Below are 18,095 nucleotides of genomic sequence, written 5' to 3'. Positions count from 1 at the left end.
GATGCCGCTCGCCGAACGCCGCATCACGCCCGAAGACCTGCTGCCCGACGCCGAGTTCGCCCAGCGCCGCAAGGCCTGGCGCGCCGAGCTGTTGCCGGTGAAGCGCCTGCGCCGGGTCGCGCTCGGGCCCTACTGCACGTTCTACTTCGAGAACTACGACACCATGCTCTTCCAGGTGCAGGAGATGCTGCTGATCGAGAAGGGCGGCGCGGCGCAGGTCCCGGACGAGCTGGCGGCATACAACCCGCTGATCCCGAACGGTTCCGAGCTGGTGGCGACCGTGATGTTCGAGATCGACGATCCCGTGCGGCGCGAGGCGGAACTGGCGCGGCTGGGCGGGGCCGAGGACCTGTTCTTCGTGCAGGTGGGCGGCGAGCGGGTGATGGCGGTCCCCGAGGGCGACGTCGAGCGCACCCGAGAGGACGGCAAGACCAGCTCGGTCCACTTCCTGCGCTTCGCGCTGAAGCCCGAGCATGTGGCGAAGTTCCGCGATCCGGGCACCGAGATCCTGATCGGCTGCGCGCACGAGCGCTACAGCCACCTGGCGGGGCTGTCGCCGGCGTCGCGGGCCGAGCTGTCGCGCGACTTCGCGTAGCGAAGCGCCCCCTACTGCGCGTGGCGGGGTTCCGCGGCGACCGGGGGCGGGGCGGTCTTGGCCTGCCAGAGCAGGAAGGCGCGGATGTCCTCGGCGGCGGCGTCGTCGAAGAAGCGGCGGAAGGGGGCCATGCCGTTCGCCTTCAGCGCGCCGTCCAGGACGATGGCCTTGAAGCCTTCGGGCTCGAGGATCGCGGGCGAGCGGGCCAGGTTGGGCAGGAACACGCCGCGGCCGTGGCAGCCGCCGCAGAACTGGTCGTACACCACCCCGCCCTTGTCGGCGTCGCCCTTTGACGCGGTGGCCAGCGTCAGGTCGAGCGGCGGGGGGATGACAGGCTTCGGATAGGGCGGCGGCTTCACGGTCCCGCCCAGCTTGAACACCAGAAGGCGGCCGCGCTGGCGGGGCTGGTCGAAGTTGCCGGCGCCGCCCGCGCCCACCATCAGGGCCACGTACTGTTCGCCGTCGATGGCGTAGGTCGAGGCCGGCGCGATGGCGCGGGCGCCCAGATCGTAGCTCCACAGCAGATGCCCGGTCTGGGCGTCGTAGGCGATCAGGCGGTTGAGCGCCGAGTGGAAGACCAGGCCGCCGTCGGTGGCCAGGACCCCGCTGGTGGTCATGTGCGGGAACATGATGCTCCAGCGCTTGGTCTGGGTGACCGGGTCCCAGGCGATCAGCTCGCCACGGGCGGCGGCGCGGTTGTTGGGCCGGGCGATCGTGGGCTTGGCGTTGGGCCCTTCGGGCAGGCGCAGCATGCCGGTGTTCCAGGCCCCGGCGACGTACTTGAAGTCGGCGGGGTCGGCGTAGAATCCGCGGCCGTGCTGGGCGGGGATGTAGACCAGGCCGGTCTTGGGGCTGAACGCCATCGGGTGCCAGTTGTGGCCGCCCAGGGCCCCGACCATCTGGTTGGACGTCGTGCCCTTGGGATAGCGGGCGGCGGGGATCTCGACGGGGCGGCCGGTCGCAAGGTCGATGCGCTCGGCCCAGTCGACGGGCACGAACTTCTCGGCCGAGATCAGCTGGCCGGTCTTCGCGTCGAGGACGTAGAAGAAGCCGTTCTTCGGGGCCTGCATGACCACGCGACGGACCTTGCCGTCCACCTTCAGGTCGGCGGCCATGATGTGCTGGGTGGCGGTGTAGTCCCAGCTTTCGCCGGGGGTGGTCTGGTAGTGCCAGACGTACTCGCCGGTCTCGGGCTTGAGGGCGACGATCGACGAGAGGAAGAGGTTGTCGCCCTTGCCGCCCGAGCGGAGCTTGTGGTTCCAGGGCGTGCCGTTGCCGACGCCGATGTACACGAGGCCGGTCTGCGGATCGTAGGTGATGGCGTCCCAGACGGTGCCGCCGCCGCCGGTCTCCTTCCAGGCGCCGTCGCTCCAGGTGGCCGCGGCCTTGTCCTTGAACACCTTGTCCGAGGCGGCGCCGTCGGGCGCGCCGGTGGGGTTGGGGGTGGTGTAGAAGCGCCAGGCCAGCTTGCCGGAGGCCGCGTCATAGGCGCTGACATAGCCGCGCACGCCGTACTCGGCGCCGCCGTTGCCGATCAGGACCTTGCCGCCCACGACGCGCGGCGCGCCGGTGATCGTGTAGGGCCGGGTCTTGTCGGTGGTCTGGATGTCCCAGGCGACCTTGCCGGTCTTGGCGTCGAGGGCGATCAGCCGGCCATCCAGCGTGCCGAGGTAGAGGCGGCCCTTCCAGAGCGCGAGGCCCCGGTTCACGACATCGCAGCAGGCGTTGAAGCCGGCCTCGCCCGGCACCTTCGGGTCGTAGTCCCAGAGCCGCTGGCCGGTCCTGGCGTCGAAGGCGGCGACCTTGGACCAGGCGGTGGTGGTGTAGAGCACGCCGTCGGAAACGAGGGCCGTGGCCTCCTGGCCCCGGTCGGTGTCGAACTCGGCCCACCAGGCGACGCCCAGCTTGCCGACGGTGTCCTTGTTGACCTGGGTGAGGGGCGAGAAGCGCTGCTCGTCGTAGGTGCGGCCGTAGGTGAGCCACTCCGACGCGTCGGCCGCCTCGATCCGCTTCTGATCCACGCCGCGATCGCACCCGGCCACCGTCGCGGCCAGATACAGCACGGCCGCCCAGCGCAGCATCCTCATGAACGTCCCCCCGAACTCTTTGGACGGACTGTCGCAGAGGCTTGGCTGTGCCGCGAGTCCTGAGGGACTATTTCCAGTCGGGCAGCAGTCCCTTGCCAGGGGTCGAGATTGTCCCCCGAGGGGGAAGGTTCTAGCTAGGTGCGGCGCTGTCCTGGCGCATTTCGAAAGGTCGATCCATGCGCCAGATGTTGAACACCGCCGCCTACGCCCTTGCCGTGACCCTGGTCGCGGCGCCGGTCGCCTACGCCCAGTCGACCCAGGTTCCCGCCGAGGTGAAGGCCGGCGCCTATGTGCTCGAGCCGAGCCACTCCAAGATCACCTGGTCGGTGAACCATCTGGGCTTCTCGACCTACATCGGCCAGTTCACCGGCGTCGCCGGGACCCTGAAGCTGGACCCCAAGGCCGTGCAGGCCACCGATCTCCAGGTGACGGTGACCACCGCCTCGGTCGGCACGCTGAACACCGCGCTCGACAACCACCTGAAGGCGCCCGACTTCCTGGACGCCGCCAAGTTCCCGACCGCTACGTTCAAGACCACCTCCGTGAAGCTGACCGGCGAGCGTACCGCCGACATCGCCGGCGACCTGACCCTGCGCGGGGTGACCAAGCCGATCGTGATCCAGGCGACCTTCAACCGCGCGGGCATCGCCCCCACCGACGGCAAGTACACCGTGGGTTTCGCCGGCAAGGCGGTGCTCAAGCGCTCGGACTTCGGGATCAAGACCTATCTGCCGGTCCTCGGCGACGAGGTGACGCTGGACCTCGCGGCCGAGTTCAAGCCCGCGCCCTGATCGCCGCTCACCGCGATCCAACAAGAAGGGCCGCCCTCGCGGGCGGCCCTTTGCGCACCCGTTCCAAAGAGTGTCATCCCGGTTTCGCGGAGCGAAGACCGGGATCCACGATCACGCTCGGCGCGGGCCATCGTTGCGCACTTTGGGAACAATATGGCAACAGAGAGCTCAGTCGTGGGTCCCGGTCTTCGCCTGGCGGCGAAACCGGGATGACACAGGTGGGGGTGATGAGAGAGGAGCGTACCTACTGGGTCTACGTCCTCGCCTCGAAGCGGCAGGGTACGCTCTACGTCGGGGTGACCAACTCGCTCGAGCGCCGCATCGCCGAGCACAAGGCACAGCGTGTCGATGGGTTTACAAGAACCTATGGCGTTGACCGCCTTGTCTGCTACCGGGGCTTCGGTGAGGTCACCGAGGCGATCCACTTCGAGAAACAGCTGAAGCGCTGGCGACGCGAATGGAAGGTCCGCCTGATCGAGCGCGACAATCCTGAATGGAGCGATCTCTACATCGAGATGATGGAGCTTCCGCCGCTCCATCCGGACATCGCCGCCGCGCTTGCCGAACACAAACGCCGCGTCAGCCCGGCTTCCCGCAGCGAAGACCGGGACCCCTGATCGGGCTCAGCAGATCGCCAAAGGCGTCGCGGCGCCCAGTCGTGGGTCCCGGCCTTCGCCTAGCGGCGAAACCGGGATGACAGCTGGTTTTGAAATCAGAAGATTTCGAACAGGCCGGCCGCGCCCATGCCGCCGCCGACGCACATGGTGACGACGCCGTACTTCGCGCCGCGGCGCTTGCCTTCGTACATGAGGTGGGCCGTGCAGCGGGCGCCGGTCATGCCGTAGGGGTGGCCGATCGAGATCGAGCCGCCCGAGACGTTGTACTTGGCCGGGTCGATGCCGAGCTTGTCGCGGCAGTAGATGACCTGCGACGCGAAGGCCTCGTTCAGCTCCCAGATGTCGATGTCGTCGACGGTCAGGCCGTTGCGCTCGAGCAGCTTGGGGATCGCGAAGACCGGGCCGATGCCCATTTCCTCAGGGCCGCAGCCGGCCACGGCCATGCCGCGATAGGCGCCCAGGGCCTCGATGCCGCGGCGCTCGGCCTCGGCCCGCTCCATCAGCACCACGGCGGCGGCGCCGTCCGACAGCTGACTGGCGTTGCCGGCGGTGACGAACTTGCCCTCGGGCACGTACTTGCCGCCCTTGAACACGGGGTTCAGCTTCTGGAGGTCGGCCAGGGTGGTCTGGGGGCGGTTGCCCTCGTCGGCCGAGATGGTGATCTCCTTGTCGGCGGTCTCGCCCGTCTCCTTGTTGACCAGCACCTTCATGATCGTGGTGACCGGGACGATCTCCTGAGCGAAGCGGCCTTCGGCCTGGGCCTGGCCGGTGCGCTGCTGCGACTGCAGCGCGTATTCGTCCTGGGCTTCGCGGCTGATGCCGTAGCGCTCGGCCACGATCTCGGCGGTCTCGATCATCGAGGTGGCCAGTTCCGGCACATGCTCGCGCAGCCAGGGGTCGGTGGCCATGAAGCGGTTGACCTTGTCGTTCTGCACCAGGCTGATCGACTCGATGCCGGCGCCGATGGCGACCTGGGCGCCGTCGTTGATGATGTACTTGGCGGCGGTGGCCACGCCCATCAGGCCTGACGAGCACTGGCGGTCGATGGTCATGCCCGAGACCGTATTGGGCAGGCCGGCGCGCAGCGCCGCCTGGCGGGCGATGTTGTTGCCCGTCGTGCCCTGCTGCAGGGCCGAGCCCATGGCGACGTCGTCGATCTCGCCGGGATCGACGCCGGCCTGCGCCACGGCGGCGCGGATCGCCTCGGCGCCGAGGGTCGCGCCGTAGGTGTTGTTGAAGGCGCCGCGATAGGCCTTGCCGATGGGCGTCCGCTTGGCGGCGACGATGACAGCTTCACGCATGAGAGAGTCTTTCTTGCTTTGACGTTGGGTAAAGTCGTGGGCGCGAAAAAGGCGGGGCAGCCCAGCCACCCCGCCTTTACAAACTGGATCAGCCCTTCAGGTCGCCGAACTTCTTGCCTTCGGCGGCGAGCTTTTCGAGCAGGGCGGCGGGCTTGAAGTCGTCGCCCATCGTGCCCTGGAACTCCTTCATCTTCTCCAGGACCTTGGCGGGGCCGCCGATCAGGTCGCCGTAGAACATCGGGCCGCCGCGATAGACCGGCCAGCCGTAGCCGTTGACCCAGACCACATCGATGTCGGACGAGCGGATGGCCTTGCCCTCTTCGAGGATCTTCACGCCCTCGTTGATCATCGGGAAGATGCAGCGCTCGAGGATCTCTTCATCCGAGATCTTCCGCGGGTTCTTGCCCGACTTCACGATGAAGTCGTTGATGGCCTTCTCGGTGAACTCGCTGGGCTTGGCGTTACGGTTCTCGTCGTAGTCGTAGTAGCCCGCGCCCGTCTTCTGGCCGCGGCGGTCGGCTTCGCAGAGCACGTCGCGCAGGGTCTCGCCCTTCGAGTTTTCCTTCACCCAGCCGATGTCGAGGCCGGCCAGGTCGCTCATGGCGAACGGGCCCATGGGGAAGCCGAAGTTGTAGAGGACGCGGTCGACGTCCCAGGGCATGGCCCCTTCCATGATCAGCTTCTGGGCCTCGCGCTGGCGCTGGCTCAGCATGCGGTTGCCGATGAAGCCCGGGCAGACGCCGGCCAGGGCCGCGATCTTGCCGATCTTCTTGGACAGCTTCATCGAGGTGGCGATGACGTCCTTGGCGGTCTTCTCGCCGCGGATGACTTCCAGCAGCTTCATGACGTTGGCCGGCGAGAAGAAGTGCAGGCCGATGACGTCTTCCGGCCGCTTCGTCACCGAGGCGATCTCGTCGATGTTCAGGTAGCTGGTGTTCGAGGCCAGGATCGCGCCCGGCTTGCAGATCGCGTCCAGCTTGGTGAACACGTCCTTCTTGATGTCCATACGCTCGAACACCGCCTCGATGACCAGGTCGCAGTCGGCGAAGTCGTTCATGTCGAGCGAGCCGGTCAGCATGCTCATGCGCTTCTCGGTGACGGCCGGGTCGGCGCCGCGCGAGCGCTCATAGTTCTTGCGGATGGTGGCCAGGCCGCGGTCCAGGGCCTCCTGCTTGATCTCGACCATCACCACCGGGATGCCGGCGTTCATGAAGTTCATCGAGATGCCGCCGCCCATGGTGCCGGCGCCGAGCACGCCCACCTTCTTGATCTCGCGGATCGGGGTGTCGTCGGGCACGTCGGGGATCTTGTTCGCCTGGCGTTCGGCGAAGAAGTAGTAGCGCTGGGCGGCCGACTGGGCGCCGGTCATCAGGCCCATGAACAGCTTGCGCTCTTCGGCGAGGCCTTCCTCGAAGGTGGCCGAGTTCACGGCCGCCTCGATGCACTTGATGTTGGCTTCCGGGGCGTCGAAGCCGCGGAACTTGCGCGCATTGGCCTTGCGGAAATCGGCGAAGATCTCGGGCTTGCCCTTGGCGGCTTCCAGCTTGGTGTTGTTCTCGCTGATCTTCACCAGCGGCTTGTTCTCGGCGACGCACTTGTTGGCGAAGGCGATGGCGGCGGCCTTGAGCCCGCCCTCGGGGGCCAACTCGTCGACCAGGCCCAGCTTGGCCGCCTCCGGCGCCGGCACGTGACGGCCCGAGGTCATCATTTCCAGGGCGGTTTCGACGCCCACCACGCGGGGCAGGCGCTGGGTGCCGCCGGCGCCCGGCAGCAGGCCCAGGGCCACTTCCGGCAGGCCCAGGCGGGCCGAGGGGACGGCGACGCGGTAGTGCGCGCACAGCGCCACTTCCAGACCGCCGCCCAGGGCGGTGCCGTGGATCGCGGCGACGACGGGAACAGGCGAGTTCTCCATCATGTTCTGCACGTCCTGCAGGGAGGCCGACGGCTTGCCCGGCGCGCCGAACTCGCTGATGTCGGCGCCCGCGATGAAGGTGCGGCCGTCGCAGATCAGGACGATCGCTTTGGCGTCCGACGCGCCGGCGGCCTTGAAGCCCTCATAGAGACCGTCCCGGACGTTCGCCGACAGGGCGTTCACGGGCGGCGAATTCAGGGTGATGACGGCCACGTCGCCATCGCGGGTGAGGGTGGTCACCGAATTGATCTCGGTCATCTGGCTTCCTCGAAAGTGGTTGGCGGACCGCTCGTTCAAATATCTGGCGGCCGTGAAATTCAAACGCGTGTTATAGGCCCCGGCAGACAGGGCCAAGTCAATTCCGACACGGGATTGCGCACCGTGGAGCCCTGCCGCAACGAAAGGGAAGGGGACCGTTCATGGCGTCCAATCTGTTCTCACTCGACGGCAAGGTGGCGCTGGTCACCGGCGGCTCGCGCGGCATCGGCAAGATGATCGCCAAGGGCTTCCTCGAGGCCGGCTGCCGCAAGGTCTACATCTCGGCGCGCAAGGCCGCCGCCTGCGATGCGACCGCCGAGGAACTGGGCCCGCAGTGCGTCTCGATCCCGGTCGACATCTCGACGGTCGAGGGCTGCAAGATGCTGACCGAGCGGTACCTCAGCCACGAGGACAAGCTGGACATCCTGCTGAACAACGCCGGCGCCGCCTGGGGCGCGCCGTTCGAGGAGTATCCCGAGAGCGGCTGGGACAAGGTGGTCGACCTGAACCTGAAGTCGCCGTTCTTCCTGACCCAGGCCCTGCACCAGACCCTGAAGGCCAGCGCCACCCACGAGCGGCCGGCCAAGGTGATCAACATCACCTCGATCGACGGCATCCGGCTGAACCCGCAGGAGACCTATGCCTATCACGCCTCGAAGGCCGGGCTGATCTACCTGACGCGCCGGATGGCCGCGCGGCTGATCGAGGACAACATCGTCATGAGCTCGATCGCGCCCGGCGCCTTCGCCTCGGACATGAACCGCGTGGCCCGCGACCAGGGCGACGAGGTGGCCAAGCGCATCCCCTCGCGCCGGATCGGCACGGACGAGGACATGCAGGGCGTGGCCATCTACCTGGCCAGCCGCGCGGGCGACTATGTGGTGGGCGAAACCATCGCGGTCGACGGCGGCGTGGCGCTGGGGCAGCTGGGGGTTTGAGATAACTGCGTCCAATGGCGCCGAACTTGCGTAGCTGAGGTTGGAGGGGGACTGGCTGTCTCTCGCGGCTGGGAAGGCGCACGGTGCAGCGCCAGGAGCGCGTTCTCCCCCCCTCCACCATCCGCCTTCGCCCGGACGGGCTTCGGAGGACAGGTCCTCCCGCCTTTGTAAAATGGAACGGTCACGGTTCCCGCGCGATTCCGTCTATCTAGGGGACGAACGCCAGAACCATCGACCTTGACCGACGAACCTCAGACGCGCCCGCCGCGACCGCGCCGCATGCTGCTCCGCCTCCTGGCGGTGGCGAGCGTCGTCGTGCTTGTGCTCGGGGCGCTGACCTGGCTGAACCGCCGAAGCCTGGCGCGCGAGGCGCTGACCGGCTGGCTGGAGAGCCGGGGCGTCGCGACGCGGGCCGTGGTCGAGGAGCTGGGGCCGTCGACTTTCACGGCCAGGCTCAGCCTCGGCGACCCCAGGAACCCCGACTTCGAGGCCCAGCAGGTGGACGTGCGCTATCGCGCGCGGCTGTCCGGGCTGGAGGTGGTCTCGGTCACGCTGCGCAAGCCGGTGCTTCGGGCGCGGCTGACGCCCGCGGGGGTCAAGATGGGATCGCTCGACCCGCTGGTGGCCGAGATCCTGAGCCGGCCGCCGAAGCCGGGCGCCAAGGTCCCGCGCATCCGTATCGACGACGGCGTGCTGGTGCTGCGCACAGACTATGGCCCGATGCGCGTGACCGCCGACGCGCTGGTGGACGACGGGCAGCTGAAGACCCTGACCGCCACGTCGGCGCCGGCGCGGCTGCGAGGGCGGGACTTCGACGTCGCCATGGGCGCGGGCGCGCTGACCGAGGTCACGCGATCCGGGCGCGCGGAGGTGGCCTTCTCGGCGCCGGTAAGCCGGGCGACCGCGGCGGGCGCGACGCTGTCGGACGCGCGCCTGACGTTCACCGCCCAGCTGCCCTATCCCGATGTCCAGGCGCGCCGGGGCGAGGGCGCGGTCGTGGCGAACCTGACGGCGGTCGGCGCGCGCGCGGACGTCGCGAGCCAGTCGCTGGAGACGGCCGAGTTCAGGGTCGGGTTTACCGGCCAGTCGCGGGGCTGGCTCAATGACCTGGCGGTGCGGGGCCAGATGGCAGGCAGCTTTACTGCGGGCTCGGGTCGGTTCGGCGAGGCGCGCGCAGAGGCGATCCGCGCGGCGATCACCTCGAAGGATCTGACCTGGACGCGGGCGGGCGGCGATCGGGTGGCGGGCGTTGTCACCCTGAGCGCCGCGGCGCAGGTGTTCCGGGCGGCCGACCTGCGACTCTCGGACTTTGTCGTCGCGGCCACGGGTCCGGTCTCGGCGACGGCGAACGGCGGCAAGGCCGAGCTCACGGGCTCGGTGGTCGGCCGGGGCGCGTGGAGCGGCATGGGCGCGCCGGTGGCGGGCGACGCCGGCAGCGTGCTGGCGCTGAAGCGGGCGGCGCGGGGGTTCCGGATCGCGGCGCCGGAAGTCGGCCTGACCGCCAGCTACGATCGGCGGCAGCCGCCGAGCTGGAGCCTCGCGATGCGCGAGCCGGTGCGGCTGGTGTCGGACAGCGGCGCCCAGTTGCTCATGACCAGCCCGCAGCGGGTCTCGCTTTCCGGCGGCGGGTTGCCGAAGGTCGACCTTACGATCAGCCGGCTGCAGCTGGGCGGGGCCCCCTCGGCGGACGTGGCGCTCGCGGTCTCGGGCCTCTCGGCCGGGCCCGCCGTGAACGCGCGGCTGGGCGCGGCGGGGCGGGTCGCCATGGCGGGCGGCGGGATCACCTTCACCGCCAGCCGCTGCGCCGATTTCGCCGTCCAGCGGCTGGAGTTCGGGGCCAACGACATCGAGGCGATCTCGGGCCGGCTGTGCCCGGCGGGCGGGCCGCTGTTTGCGATGCGGGGCGGCGCGTGGCGGGTGTCGGGCCGGGCCGAGCGGGTCGCGGGCGCGGCGGCGTTCGTCCAGGGCCGCGTGGTGGGCGGCGCGGGCCGGGTGCAGGCGTCCGGCTCGGGGCCGAACATGACGGCCACCCTTCATGCGAACACCGCGCGCCTCGAGGACACGGCGCCGGAGACGCGGTTCAACCCGATCCTGATGAGCGGGGACGTGACGCTGCGCGAGTTCATCTGGCGGGCGGACCTGGCGTTCACGCGGCCCGACGCCGGGCGGCTGGGCACGGCGCTGGTCACCCACGACGGGCGGCTGGGCTTCGGGGTCGCGGTGATCGAGACCGAGACCCTGACCTTCGCCGAGGGGGGTCTGCAGCCGGTGCAGATCTCGCCGCTGGCGTCGTCCGTGGGCTCGCCCGCGGTGGGGCAGGCCAGGTTCACCGGCCGCTTCGACTGGGCGCCCGAGGGCTCGACCAGCTCGGGCAAGGTGATCATCCCGGGCCTGGACTTTCAGAGCCCGGCCGGCCCGGTGCGGGGGCTGAAGGGCGAGATCGCCTTCGAGAGCCTCGCCCCGCTGAAGGCGGCGCCCGGCCAGGAACTGACCGTCGCCGAGGTGCAGTCGATGGTGCTGCTCACCGGCCTGCGGGCGCGGTTCGAGCTGGCCGACAACCTGCTGAAGGTGGAAGGCGGCGAAGCCAGTGTCGGCGGCGGGCGCATCCGGGCCGAGACGCTGGAGGTGCCGCTGGCGCCCGGGGCGCCGACGCGCGGCGTGATCTACGTCGAGGGCGTGCAGCTGCACGACCTGGTCGAGGCCTCGCCGTTCGGCGACAAGGTGGACCTGGACGCCAAGGTGTCGGGCCGCATCCCGTTCGAGATGACCGGGAACAAGGTGCGCATCTCGGGCGGCTTCCTGAAGGCCGACCAGCCCGGGCGGCTGTCGATCAGCCGCGAGGCGCTGACCGGCGTCTCGGCCGACACGCCGACCACCCTGCCGTCGGAGGCGAACCCGAACGACACCTTCACCGACTTCGCCTACCAGGCCATGGAGAACCTGGCGTTCGACACGCTGGACGTGACGGTGGCCAGCAAGGACGACGGGCGGCTGGGGATGCTGTTCCACATCGTGGGCCGCCACGACCCGCCCACCAAGCAGCGCATCCGGCTGACGGTGCTGGAGCTGATCCAGCGCAAGTTCCTGGGCCAGAAGTTGCCGCTGCCGTCGGGCACGGGGGTGAACCTGACGCTCGATACGACGCTGAACCTGGACGACCTGATGGCCGACTGGGGGGAATTCCAGAAGGCCCGGACGCCCCAGGCGCCCCAACCTTGAAGCAATAGACAGTTCAGGTCCGGTTCAGCCGTGACCGTATTGAATAGGAGACATGATGAGGTCCCATCCATGAGAGCCGCTTTCGCCGCCGCCCCCCTGCTCGCAGGCGCGATGCTGGGGCTGGGCGCGTGCACCCCGACCGTGAGGGTCGAGGTCGCGCCGATCACCATTTACGCCAAGCTGGACGCCAACGTCCGGCTGCAGCTGGACGAGGACGTCAAAGCCCTCATCCAGAAGAACCCGAACCTCTTCTGAGGCTTGAGAGAGATGCAAAAGACCGACTTCTTCAATGTGGGCGCCGCCGTGCTGCTGGCGCTGGCCGTGGCGCCGCCCGCTGCCGTCGCGCAGACCGCCGCCGAAAAGGCCACCGTCGACGCGGCGAAGGCCGCGGGCGTGGTGGGTGAGCAGGCCGACGGCTTCCTGGGCTTCGTGAAGCCGGGCGACGCCGCCCAGCAGGCCGCCGTGGCCTCGATCAACGCCGGCCGCGCCCAGCTCTACCGGGAGGCCGCCGCCGAGAATAAGGTGTCGGCCGCCGCCGCCGGCGCCTCGGCCTTCACCAACGTCATCCAGGGCCGCGTGAAGCCGGGCGAGTACTACAAGCCCGCCGGCGGCGGCTGGACGCGGAAGTAGGGTCTCCCTCCCCCTCGTGGGGAGGGTGGCGAGCGAAGCGAGACGGGTGGGAGAGCAACGATCCTCCCCACCCTCAGAGCTCTGGCCCACACGTCCTCACCCTGGCCGCTGGCGCGGCCTGTCCCTCCCCACGAAGGGGAGGGAAGGGAGCCTAAGCCAGCACCTTCGCGGCCTGGGCCTTACGTTCGCGGCGGCGGCGGGTGAGGATGTGTTCGGTGTAGCCGTTGGGCTGTTCGCGGCCCTTGAAGACCAGGTCCAGGGCGGCCTGGTAGGCGATGCTGCCGTCCAGGTCGGCGCTCATCGGCGTGTAGGCCGCGTCGTCGGCGTTCTGGCCGTCGACCACCTTGGCCATGCGGGCCATGGTCTCGCGCACCTGGGCCTCGGAACAGACGCCGTGGTGCAGCCAGTTGGCGATGTGCTGGCTGGAGATGCGTAGGGTGGCGCGATCTTCCATCAGGCCGACGTCGTGGATGTCGGGGACCTTCGAGCAGCCGACGCCGTGGTCGATCCAGCGTACGACATAGCCCAGGATCCCCTGGGCGTTGTTGTCCAGCTCCTGCTGCACGTCGGCCGGGCTCCAGTTGGACTTGGCCAGCGGCGGCGTCAGCAGTTCGTCCGTGCCGGTCACGGTCCCTGACGCGGCCATCTGGGCCTGCAGGGCGGGGACCTCGACCTCGTGATAGTGCAGCGCGTGGAGCGCTGCGGCGGTGGGCGAGGGCACCCAGGCGGTGTTCGCGCCGGCCTTGGGGTGGCCGATCTTGGCCTTGAGCATGTCGGCCATCATGTCGGGCGCGGCCCACATGCCCTTGCCGATCTGGGCGCGGCCCTGGAAGCCGGCAGCCAGGCCGATCTCGACGTTGCGGCGCTCATAGGCGGGCAGCCAGGGTTCGGCCTTGATGGCGTCCTTGCGGGCCACGGGGCCGGCTTCCATGGCGGTGTGGATCTCGTCGCCGGTGCGGTCGAGGAAGCCGGTGTTGATGAACACCACCCGGTCCTTGGCCGCGGCGATGCAGGCCTTGAGGTTGGCGCTGGTGCGGCGCTCCTCGTCCATGATGCCGATCTTGACGGTGTTGCGGCTGAGGCCCAGCGCGTCCTCGACCAGGTCGAACAGGCGCACGGCCAGGGCGACCTCGTCGGGCCCGTGCATCTTGGGCTTCACCACATAGACCGACCCCGCGGGGCTGTTGCGGCGCGCGCCCTTGAGGTCGTGCAGGGCGGCGGTGACGGTAATCAGCGCATCGACCGCGGTCTCGAACACCGGCTCGCCATCGAAGCGGACCATGTCGGTGGTCATGTGGTGGCCGACGTTGCGGACCAGCAGCAGGCTGCGGCCCTTGAGCGTCAGCGGCTTGCCCGAGGGGGTGGCGTAGGTGCGGTCGTCGTCCAGCCGACGGGTCTCGGTCTTGCCGCCCTTCTGGAAGCTGGCGGTGAGGTCGCCGCGCATCAGGCCCAGCCAGTTGCGGTAGACGTTCGTCTTGTCCTCGGCGTCGACGGCGGCGACCGAGTCCTCGCAGTCCTGGATGGCGGTGAGCGCGGCCTCGACCAGCAGGTCGGCGACGCCGGCCGGGTCGTCCTTGCCGATGTTGTGCGTGCGGTCGATCAGGATCTCGACGTGCAGGCCGTTGTGCTTGAGCAGCACGCCGACAGGCTCGTCGGCGTCGCCGCGCCAGCCGGCCAGCTGGCCGGGGGTGGCGAGGCCGGCTTCCTGGCCGTTCTCGAAGCGGACGTTCAGGTCGCCGTTGATGATCTCGTAGCTGACCGCGTCGGCGTGGCTGCGCTGGGTGAGCGGGGCGATGCGGTCGAGGAAGGCGCGGGCGTAGGCGATCACCTTGGCGCCGCGCTTGGGATCATAGCCCTTGCCGCCGGTCGGCGGCTCCAGCGCGTCGGTGCCGTAGAGCGCGTCGTACAGGCTGCCCCAGCGGGCGTTGGCGGCGTTCAGCGCGTAGCGGCCGTTCGAGACGGGGACCACCAGCTGCGGACCGGCCACCAGCGCGATCTCGGGGTCGACGTTCTTCGTGCCGATCTTGAAGTCGGCGGGCTCGGGCAGGAGGTAGCCGATGCTCTTCAGGAACGCGGTGTCGTCGGCCACGTCGAAGGGCTGGCCCTTCCGGGCCTTCCAGCGGGCGTCGATCTTCTCCTGCAGCTCGTCACGGCGGCGCAGCAGGCCCACGTTGGTGGGGGTGAAGTCGGCCAGGATGGCCTCCAGCGACGACCAGAAGGCCTGCGGGCCCACGTCGGTCCCGGGGAGCAGCTCGGTCTCCACGAAGGACTTCAGCAGGGCGTCGACGACGAGGCGGGGCGTGATGTTCATGGGCCTGACCGGGCTCTTGGTAACTGGGGAACGGTCGCATCATCCCCTGGAGGCGATGCGAAAAAAAGGGCGGCCCGAGACATCCCAGGCCGCCCGTCGGACATGATGAACCGGCGCGCGGGTTACGCGAACTGGTTCATCGTGTTGTGCGCGCCGCCGGCCTTCAGGGCCGCTTCGCCGGCGAAGTATTCCTTGTGGTCGTCGCCGATGTCGGAGCCCGACATGTTCTGGTGCTTCACGCAGGCGATGCCTTCGCGGATCTCCTTGCGCTGCACGCCGGCCACGTAGCCCAGCATGCCCTGGCTGCCGAAGTACTCCTTGGCCAGGTTGTCGGTGGAGAGCGCGGCCGTGTGGTAGGTCGGCAGCGTGATCAGGTGGTGGAAGATGCCCGCGCGCTTGGCGGCGTCACGCTGGAAGGTGCGGATGCGCTCGTCGGCTTCGGCCGCCAGCTCGGTGGCGTCGTAGTCCACGCTCATCAGGCCGTCGCGGCTGTAGGCCGACACGTCCTTACCGGCCGCCTTCCAGGCGTCGTACACCTGCTGGCGGAAGTTGAGCGTCCAGTTGAACGACGGGCTGTTGTTATAGGCCAGCTTGGCGTTCGGGATGACTTCGCGGATCCGGTCCACCATGCCCGCGATCTGCTCGATGTGGGGCTTTTCGGTTTCGATCCACAGCAGGTCGGCGCCGTTCTGCAGCGAGGTGATGCAGTCGAGCACGCAACGGTCGGCGCCGGTGCCTTCGCGGAACTGGAACAGGTTGGACGGCAGACGCTTCGGACGCAGCAGCTTGCCGTTCCGGTTCAGGATCACTTCGCCGTTCTTGAGGTCGGCCGGGGCGATCTCTTCGCAGTCGAGGAAGCTGTTGTACTGGTCGCCGATGTCGCCCGGGGTGGTGCTGACGGCGATCTGCTTGGTCAGGCCGGCGCCGAGGCTGTCGGTGCGGGCGACGATGATGCCGTTGTCGACGCCCATTTCGAGGAAGGCGTAACGCAGGGCGCGGATCTTCGCGAGGAAGTCCTCATGCGGAACCGTGACCTTGCCGTCCTGGTGGCCGCACTGCTTTTCGTCGGAGACCTGGTTCTCGATCTGCAGGGCGCAGGCGCCCGCCTCGATCATCTTCTTGGCCAGCAGGTAGGTGGCTTCCGCGTTGCCGAAGCCGGCGTCGATGTCGGCGATGATCGGAACGACGTGGGTCTCGTAGTTGTCGATCGCGTCGAGCAGCTTCTGTTCCTTGGCCTTGTCGCCGGCCGCGCGGGCCGCGTCGAGGTCGCGGAACATGCCGCCCAGCTCACGGGCGTCGGCCTGCTTCAGGAAGGTGTAGATCTCTTCGATCAGCGCCGGCACCGAGGTCTTCTCGTGCATCGACTGGTCCGGCAGCGGGCCGAAGTCCGAGCGGAGCGCGGCGACCATCCATCCCGACAGGTAGATGTAGCGCTGCTTGGTGGTGCCGAAGTGCTTCTTGATCGAGATCAGCTTCTGCTGAGCGATGAAGCCGTGCCAGCAGCCCAGCGACTGGGTGTAGTTGGCCGGGTCGGCGTCGTAGGCGGCCATGTCGGCGCGCATGATGCCGGCGGTGTACTTGGCGATCTCGAGGCCGGTCTTGAAGCGGTTCTGGAGACGCATGCGCGCCACCGACTCGGCGCTGATGCCGTCCCACGGGCCGTTCTTGCTCTTGATGAGCTGGCCCATCTCGATGATGTGGTCTTGGTACGCCATTGCCGGATCCCTTGGCAGAAAGAGAAGTTGGCGGCGACGTACCCGCGGGTCGGGCGTCCGGCGAGAGCGTCCGTGGTCTAGCTGTCATACTTTACAAGATTTCTCTGTAATGTTGTAAAGGCTTACACGCCGCGACTTTACAGGAGGCCCGGATGGCGGCCGACCGCCGGCTCTACGTCGGGCCCAGCCTGCGACGCCTTCGCCGCGACCTGGGGCTGACTCAGTCCGACATGGCTGCGGACCTCGAGATCTCGCCGTCGTACGTGGCGCTGCTGGAGCGCAACCACCGGCCGCTCAGCGCCGAGCTGCTGCTGCGTCTGGCCCGCACCTACAAGATCGACATGGACGCCCTGGCCGGCGACGCCTCGTCCGACGATATCGCGCGGCTGCAGGCGGTGCTGAAGGATCCGATGTTCGCCGACATCGATCTGCCCAGCCTGGAAGCCGCCGACGTCACCACGAACTTCCCGGGCGTGACCGAGGCCCTGCTGCGCCTCTACACGGCCTATCGCGAGGAACAGCTGGCGCTGGCCGACCGGGGCGTGGCGATCGATGCGGGCCAGCCGGCGGGCGCCGATCCGTCTGACCCGGTGGCGGAGTCGCGGCGGTTCCTGGAGGCGCGGCGCAACAGCTTCCCCAGCCTGGACGACGCGGCCGAGCGGCTGGCGCAACAGGTGGCCCAGCACGACGGTCTGGCCGGCTACTTCAAGGCGCGCCACGGCCTGCGGGTGCGACGGCTACCGCCGGAAGTCATGGTCGGCTCGACCCGCCGGCTGGACCGTCACCGCCGCGAGGTGCTGCTGAGCGACGAGCTGGACAACGCCAGCCAGACCTTCCAGCTGGCCCTGCAGCTGGCCTACCTGGAACTCGACGATGACGTGGCCGCCATCGCCGACGACGGCAGCTTCGCCACCGAGAGCGGCGAGCGGCTGACGCGCCGGGCGCTGTCGAGCTATGCGGCGGCGGCCCTGCTGATGCCCTACACGGCGTTCGCCCGGGCGGTGGAGGCGCGGCGCTACGACCTGGAGGCCCTGTCGCGGCAGTTCGGGGCCAGCTTCGAGCAGGTGGCCCACCGGCTGACGACATTGCAGAAGCCCGGGCAGGAGCGGGTGCCGTTCTTCTTCATCCGGGTGGACGAGGCCGGCAACATCTCCAAGCGGCTGGACGGGGCGGGCTTCCCGTTCGCGCGGCACGGCGGCGGCTGCCCGCTGTGGAACGTGCACCAGGCCTTCCGCACGCCCCGCCAGGTGGTGACCCAGTGGCTGGAGCTGCCCGACGGACAGAAATTCTTCTCGGTGGCGCGCACCGTGACCGCGGGCGGCGGCGGCTATGGCAAGGTGCGCGTCGAGCGCGCCATCGCCCTGGGCTGTTCGGCCGAGCACGCCGGGCGGCTGGTCTACACCGACGGGCATCCTCAGGGACCCGAGCAGGCGACGCCGATCGGGGTCACGTGCCGCATCTGCCACCGCACGGAATGCACGGCCCGCTCGGCGCCGCCGATCGGCCGACAGATCCTTCCGGACGACATCCGCCGCACCAGCGCGCCGTTCGGCTTTTCGGATAACTAGGTCTTCGAAAAGGCGTCTCCCGGGGCGGGGGATTTCTCGAATATCCGGTCTGGCGGCGACCGGCATTCCGGGCCCTCCGGAGACACGGCGCTGTCTCGAAAAAGCCGTACGCCCAGCCAGAATTCAGAAGCCGGTTTGTTTTTCCCGCGCGGG

General features: G+C 69.0%; 13 protein-coding genes. 8 read left to right on the top strand and 5 right to left on the bottom strand.

Annotated features, from left to right (window positions below; all coding sequences use genetic code 11):
- The first annotated feature begins 1 nt into the window (after window position 1).
- Window positions 2–595: a DUF3501 family protein gene (locus ACQ66R_RS11355; protein WP_430422022.1), complete on the top strand. Its 594-nt coding sequence runs from the start codon at window positions 2–4 to the stop codon at window positions 593–595.
- Window positions 596–606: 11 nt separating this feature from the next.
- On the opposite strand, the gene ACQ66R_RS11350 is transcribed toward ACQ66R_RS11355, so the two are convergent.
- Window positions 607–2,682 carry a PQQ-dependent dehydrogenase, methanol/ethanol family gene (locus ACQ66R_RS11350; protein ID WP_430422020.1) on the bottom strand — a complete coding sequence of 692 codons (2,076 nt, stop codon included), beginning with the start codon at window positions 2,680–2,682 and terminating at the stop codon, window positions 607–609.
- Window positions 2,683–2,858: 176 nt separating this feature from the next.
- Between ACQ66R_RS11350 and ACQ66R_RS11345 the strand changes: the two genes are divergently transcribed.
- Window positions 2,859–3,473 (top strand): YceI family protein, encoded by a 615-nt coding sequence (locus tag ACQ66R_RS11345; protein ID WP_430422018.1) that lies wholly within the window; start codon window positions 2,859–2,861, stop codon window positions 3,471–3,473.
- 209 nt (window positions 3,474–3,682) lie between these two features.
- Window positions 3,683–4,090 carry a GIY-YIG nuclease family protein gene (locus ACQ66R_RS11340; protein WP_430422016.1) on the top strand — a complete coding sequence of 136 codons (408 nt, stop codon included), beginning with the start codon at window positions 3,683–3,685 and terminating at the stop codon, window positions 4,088–4,090.
- Window positions 4,091–4,185: 95 nt separating this feature from the next.
- Here the strand turns inward: ACQ66R_RS11340 and ACQ66R_RS11335 are convergent, their stop codons facing one another.
- Both ACQ66R_RS11335 and ACQ66R_RS11330 read right to left on the bottom strand, forming a co-directional pair.
- Window positions 4,186–5,391 carry an acetyl-CoA C-acyltransferase gene (locus ACQ66R_RS11335; protein ID WP_430422014.1) on the bottom strand — a complete coding sequence of 402 codons (1,206 nt, stop codon included), beginning with the start codon at window positions 5,389–5,391 and terminating at the stop codon, window positions 4,186–4,188.
- 88 nt (window positions 5,392–5,479) lie between these two features.
- The gene (locus tag ACQ66R_RS11330; protein ID WP_430422012.1) at window positions 5,480–7,561 is read right to left on the bottom strand and encodes a 3-hydroxyacyl-CoA dehydrogenase NAD-binding domain-containing protein; all 2,082 of its coding nucleotides are present in this window, start codon (window positions 7,559–7,561) and stop codon (window positions 5,480–5,482) included.
- Window positions 7,562–7,722: 161 nt separating this feature from the next.
- Between ACQ66R_RS11330 and ACQ66R_RS11325 the strand changes: the two genes are divergently transcribed.
- The 4 genes from ACQ66R_RS11325 to ACQ66R_RS11310 all read left to right on the top strand — a co-directional run bounded on the left by ACQ66R_RS11325 (window position 7,723) and on the right by ACQ66R_RS11310 (window position 12,348).
- A complete protein-coding gene (locus ACQ66R_RS11325; RefSeq protein WP_430422010.1) occupies window positions 7,723–8,499 on the top strand; it encodes an SDR family oxidoreductase in 777 nt (258 codons plus the stop codon).
- 279 nt (window positions 8,500–8,778) lie between these two features.
- Window positions 8,779–11,718 carry an intermembrane phospholipid transport protein YdbH family protein gene (locus ACQ66R_RS11320; RefSeq protein WP_430422008.1) on the top strand — a complete coding sequence of 980 codons (2,940 nt, stop codon included), beginning with the start codon at window positions 8,779–8,781 and terminating at the stop codon, window positions 11,716–11,718.
- 69 nt (window positions 11,719–11,787) lie between these two features.
- The gene (locus ACQ66R_RS11315) at window positions 11,788–11,973 is read left to right on the top strand and encodes a YnbE family lipoprotein (protein WP_430422006.1); all 186 of its coding nucleotides are present in this window, start codon (window positions 11,788–11,790) and stop codon (window positions 11,971–11,973) included.
- Between the two features lie 12 nt (window positions 11,974–11,985).
- The gene (locus ACQ66R_RS11310; RefSeq protein ID WP_430422004.1) at window positions 11,986–12,348 is read left to right on the top strand and encodes a YdbL family protein; all 363 of its coding nucleotides are present in this window, start codon (window positions 11,986–11,988) and stop codon (window positions 12,346–12,348) included.
- Between the two features lie 151 nt (window positions 12,349–12,499).
- Here ACQ66R_RS11310 and ACQ66R_RS11305 read toward each other — a convergent pair whose 3' ends face one another.
- Both ACQ66R_RS11305 and ACQ66R_RS11300 read right to left on the bottom strand, forming a co-directional pair.
- Window positions 12,500–14,659 (bottom strand): malate synthase G, encoded by a 2,160-nt coding sequence (locus ACQ66R_RS11305; RefSeq protein WP_430422003.1) that lies wholly within the window; start codon window positions 14,657–14,659, stop codon window positions 12,500–12,502.
- A gap of 122 nt (window positions 14,660–14,781) precedes the next feature.
- Complete coding sequence (locus tag ACQ66R_RS11300; protein WP_430422001.1) at window positions 14,782–16,374, bottom strand: isocitrate lyase; 1,593 nt, start codon at window positions 16,372–16,374, stop codon at window positions 14,782–14,784.
- 152 nt (window positions 16,375–16,526) lie between these two features.
- Here ACQ66R_RS11300 and ACQ66R_RS11295 point away from each other — a divergent pair, with 152 nt between their 5' ends.
- The gene (locus ACQ66R_RS11295) at window positions 16,527–17,942 is read left to right on the top strand and encodes a helix-turn-helix domain-containing protein (RefSeq protein WP_430421999.1); all 1,416 of its coding nucleotides are present in this window, start codon (window positions 16,527–16,529) and stop codon (window positions 17,940–17,942) included.
- Window positions 17,943–18,095: the final 153 nt, after the last annotated feature.

It is taken from the genome of Phenylobacterium sp. (genome assembly GCF_965284355.1).
GTDB lineage: Bacteria > Pseudomonadota > Alphaproteobacteria > Caulobacterales > Caulobacteraceae > Phenylobacterium.
The sequence above is the reverse complement of the archived record's forward strand: the minus strand, read 5'-3'. Positions and strand labels throughout refer to the sequence as shown.

What these genes read in the sequence shown, in the direction of transcription:
- ACQ66R_RS11355 (WP_430422022.1), top strand. Translation starts at nt 2, where the DNA reads ATGCCGCTCGCCGAACGCCGCATCACGCCCGAAGACCTGCTGCCCGAC.
- ACQ66R_RS11350 (WP_430422020.1), bottom strand. Translation starts at nt 2,682, where the DNA reads ATGAGGATGCTGCGCTGGGCGGCCGTGCTGTATCTGGCCGCGACGGTG.
- ACQ66R_RS11345 (WP_430422018.1), top strand. Translation starts at nt 2,859, where the DNA reads ATGCGCCAGATGTTGAACACCGCCGCCTACGCCCTTGCCGTGACCCTG.
- ACQ66R_RS11340 (WP_430422016.1), top strand. Translation starts at nt 3,683, where the DNA reads ATGACACAGGTGGGGGTGATGAGAGAGGAGCGTACCTACTGGGTCTAC.
- ACQ66R_RS11335 (WP_430422014.1), bottom strand. Translation starts at nt 5,391, where the DNA reads ATGCGTGAAGCTGTCATCGTCGCCGCCAAGCGGACGCCCATCGGCAAG.
- ACQ66R_RS11330 (WP_430422012.1), bottom strand. Translation starts at nt 7,561, where the DNA reads ATGACCGAGATCAATTCGGTGACCACCCTCACCCGCGATGGCGACGTG.
- ACQ66R_RS11325 (WP_430422010.1), top strand. Translation starts at nt 7,723, where the DNA reads ATGGCGTCCAATCTGTTCTCACTCGACGGCAAGGTGGCGCTGGTCACC.
- ACQ66R_RS11320 (WP_430422008.1), top strand. Translation starts at nt 8,779, where the DNA reads ATGCTGCTCCGCCTCCTGGCGGTGGCGAGCGTCGTCGTGCTTGTGCTC.
- ACQ66R_RS11315 (WP_430422006.1), top strand. Translation starts at nt 11,788, where the DNA reads ATGAGAGCCGCTTTCGCCGCCGCCCCCCTGCTCGCAGGCGCGATGCTG.
- ACQ66R_RS11310 (WP_430422004.1), top strand. Translation starts at nt 11,986, where the DNA reads ATGCAAAAGACCGACTTCTTCAATGTGGGCGCCGCCGTGCTGCTGGCG.
- ACQ66R_RS11305 (WP_430422003.1), bottom strand. Translation starts at nt 14,659, where the DNA reads ATGAACATCACGCCCCGCCTCGTCGTCGACGCCCTGCTGAAGTCCTTC.
- ACQ66R_RS11300 (WP_430422001.1), bottom strand. Translation starts at nt 16,374, where the DNA reads ATGGCGTACCAAGACCACATCATCGAGATGGGCCAGCTCATCAAGAGC.
- ACQ66R_RS11295 (WP_430421999.1), top strand. Translation starts at nt 16,527, where the DNA reads ATGGCGGCCGACCGCCGGCTCTACGTCGGGCCCAGCCTGCGACGCCTT.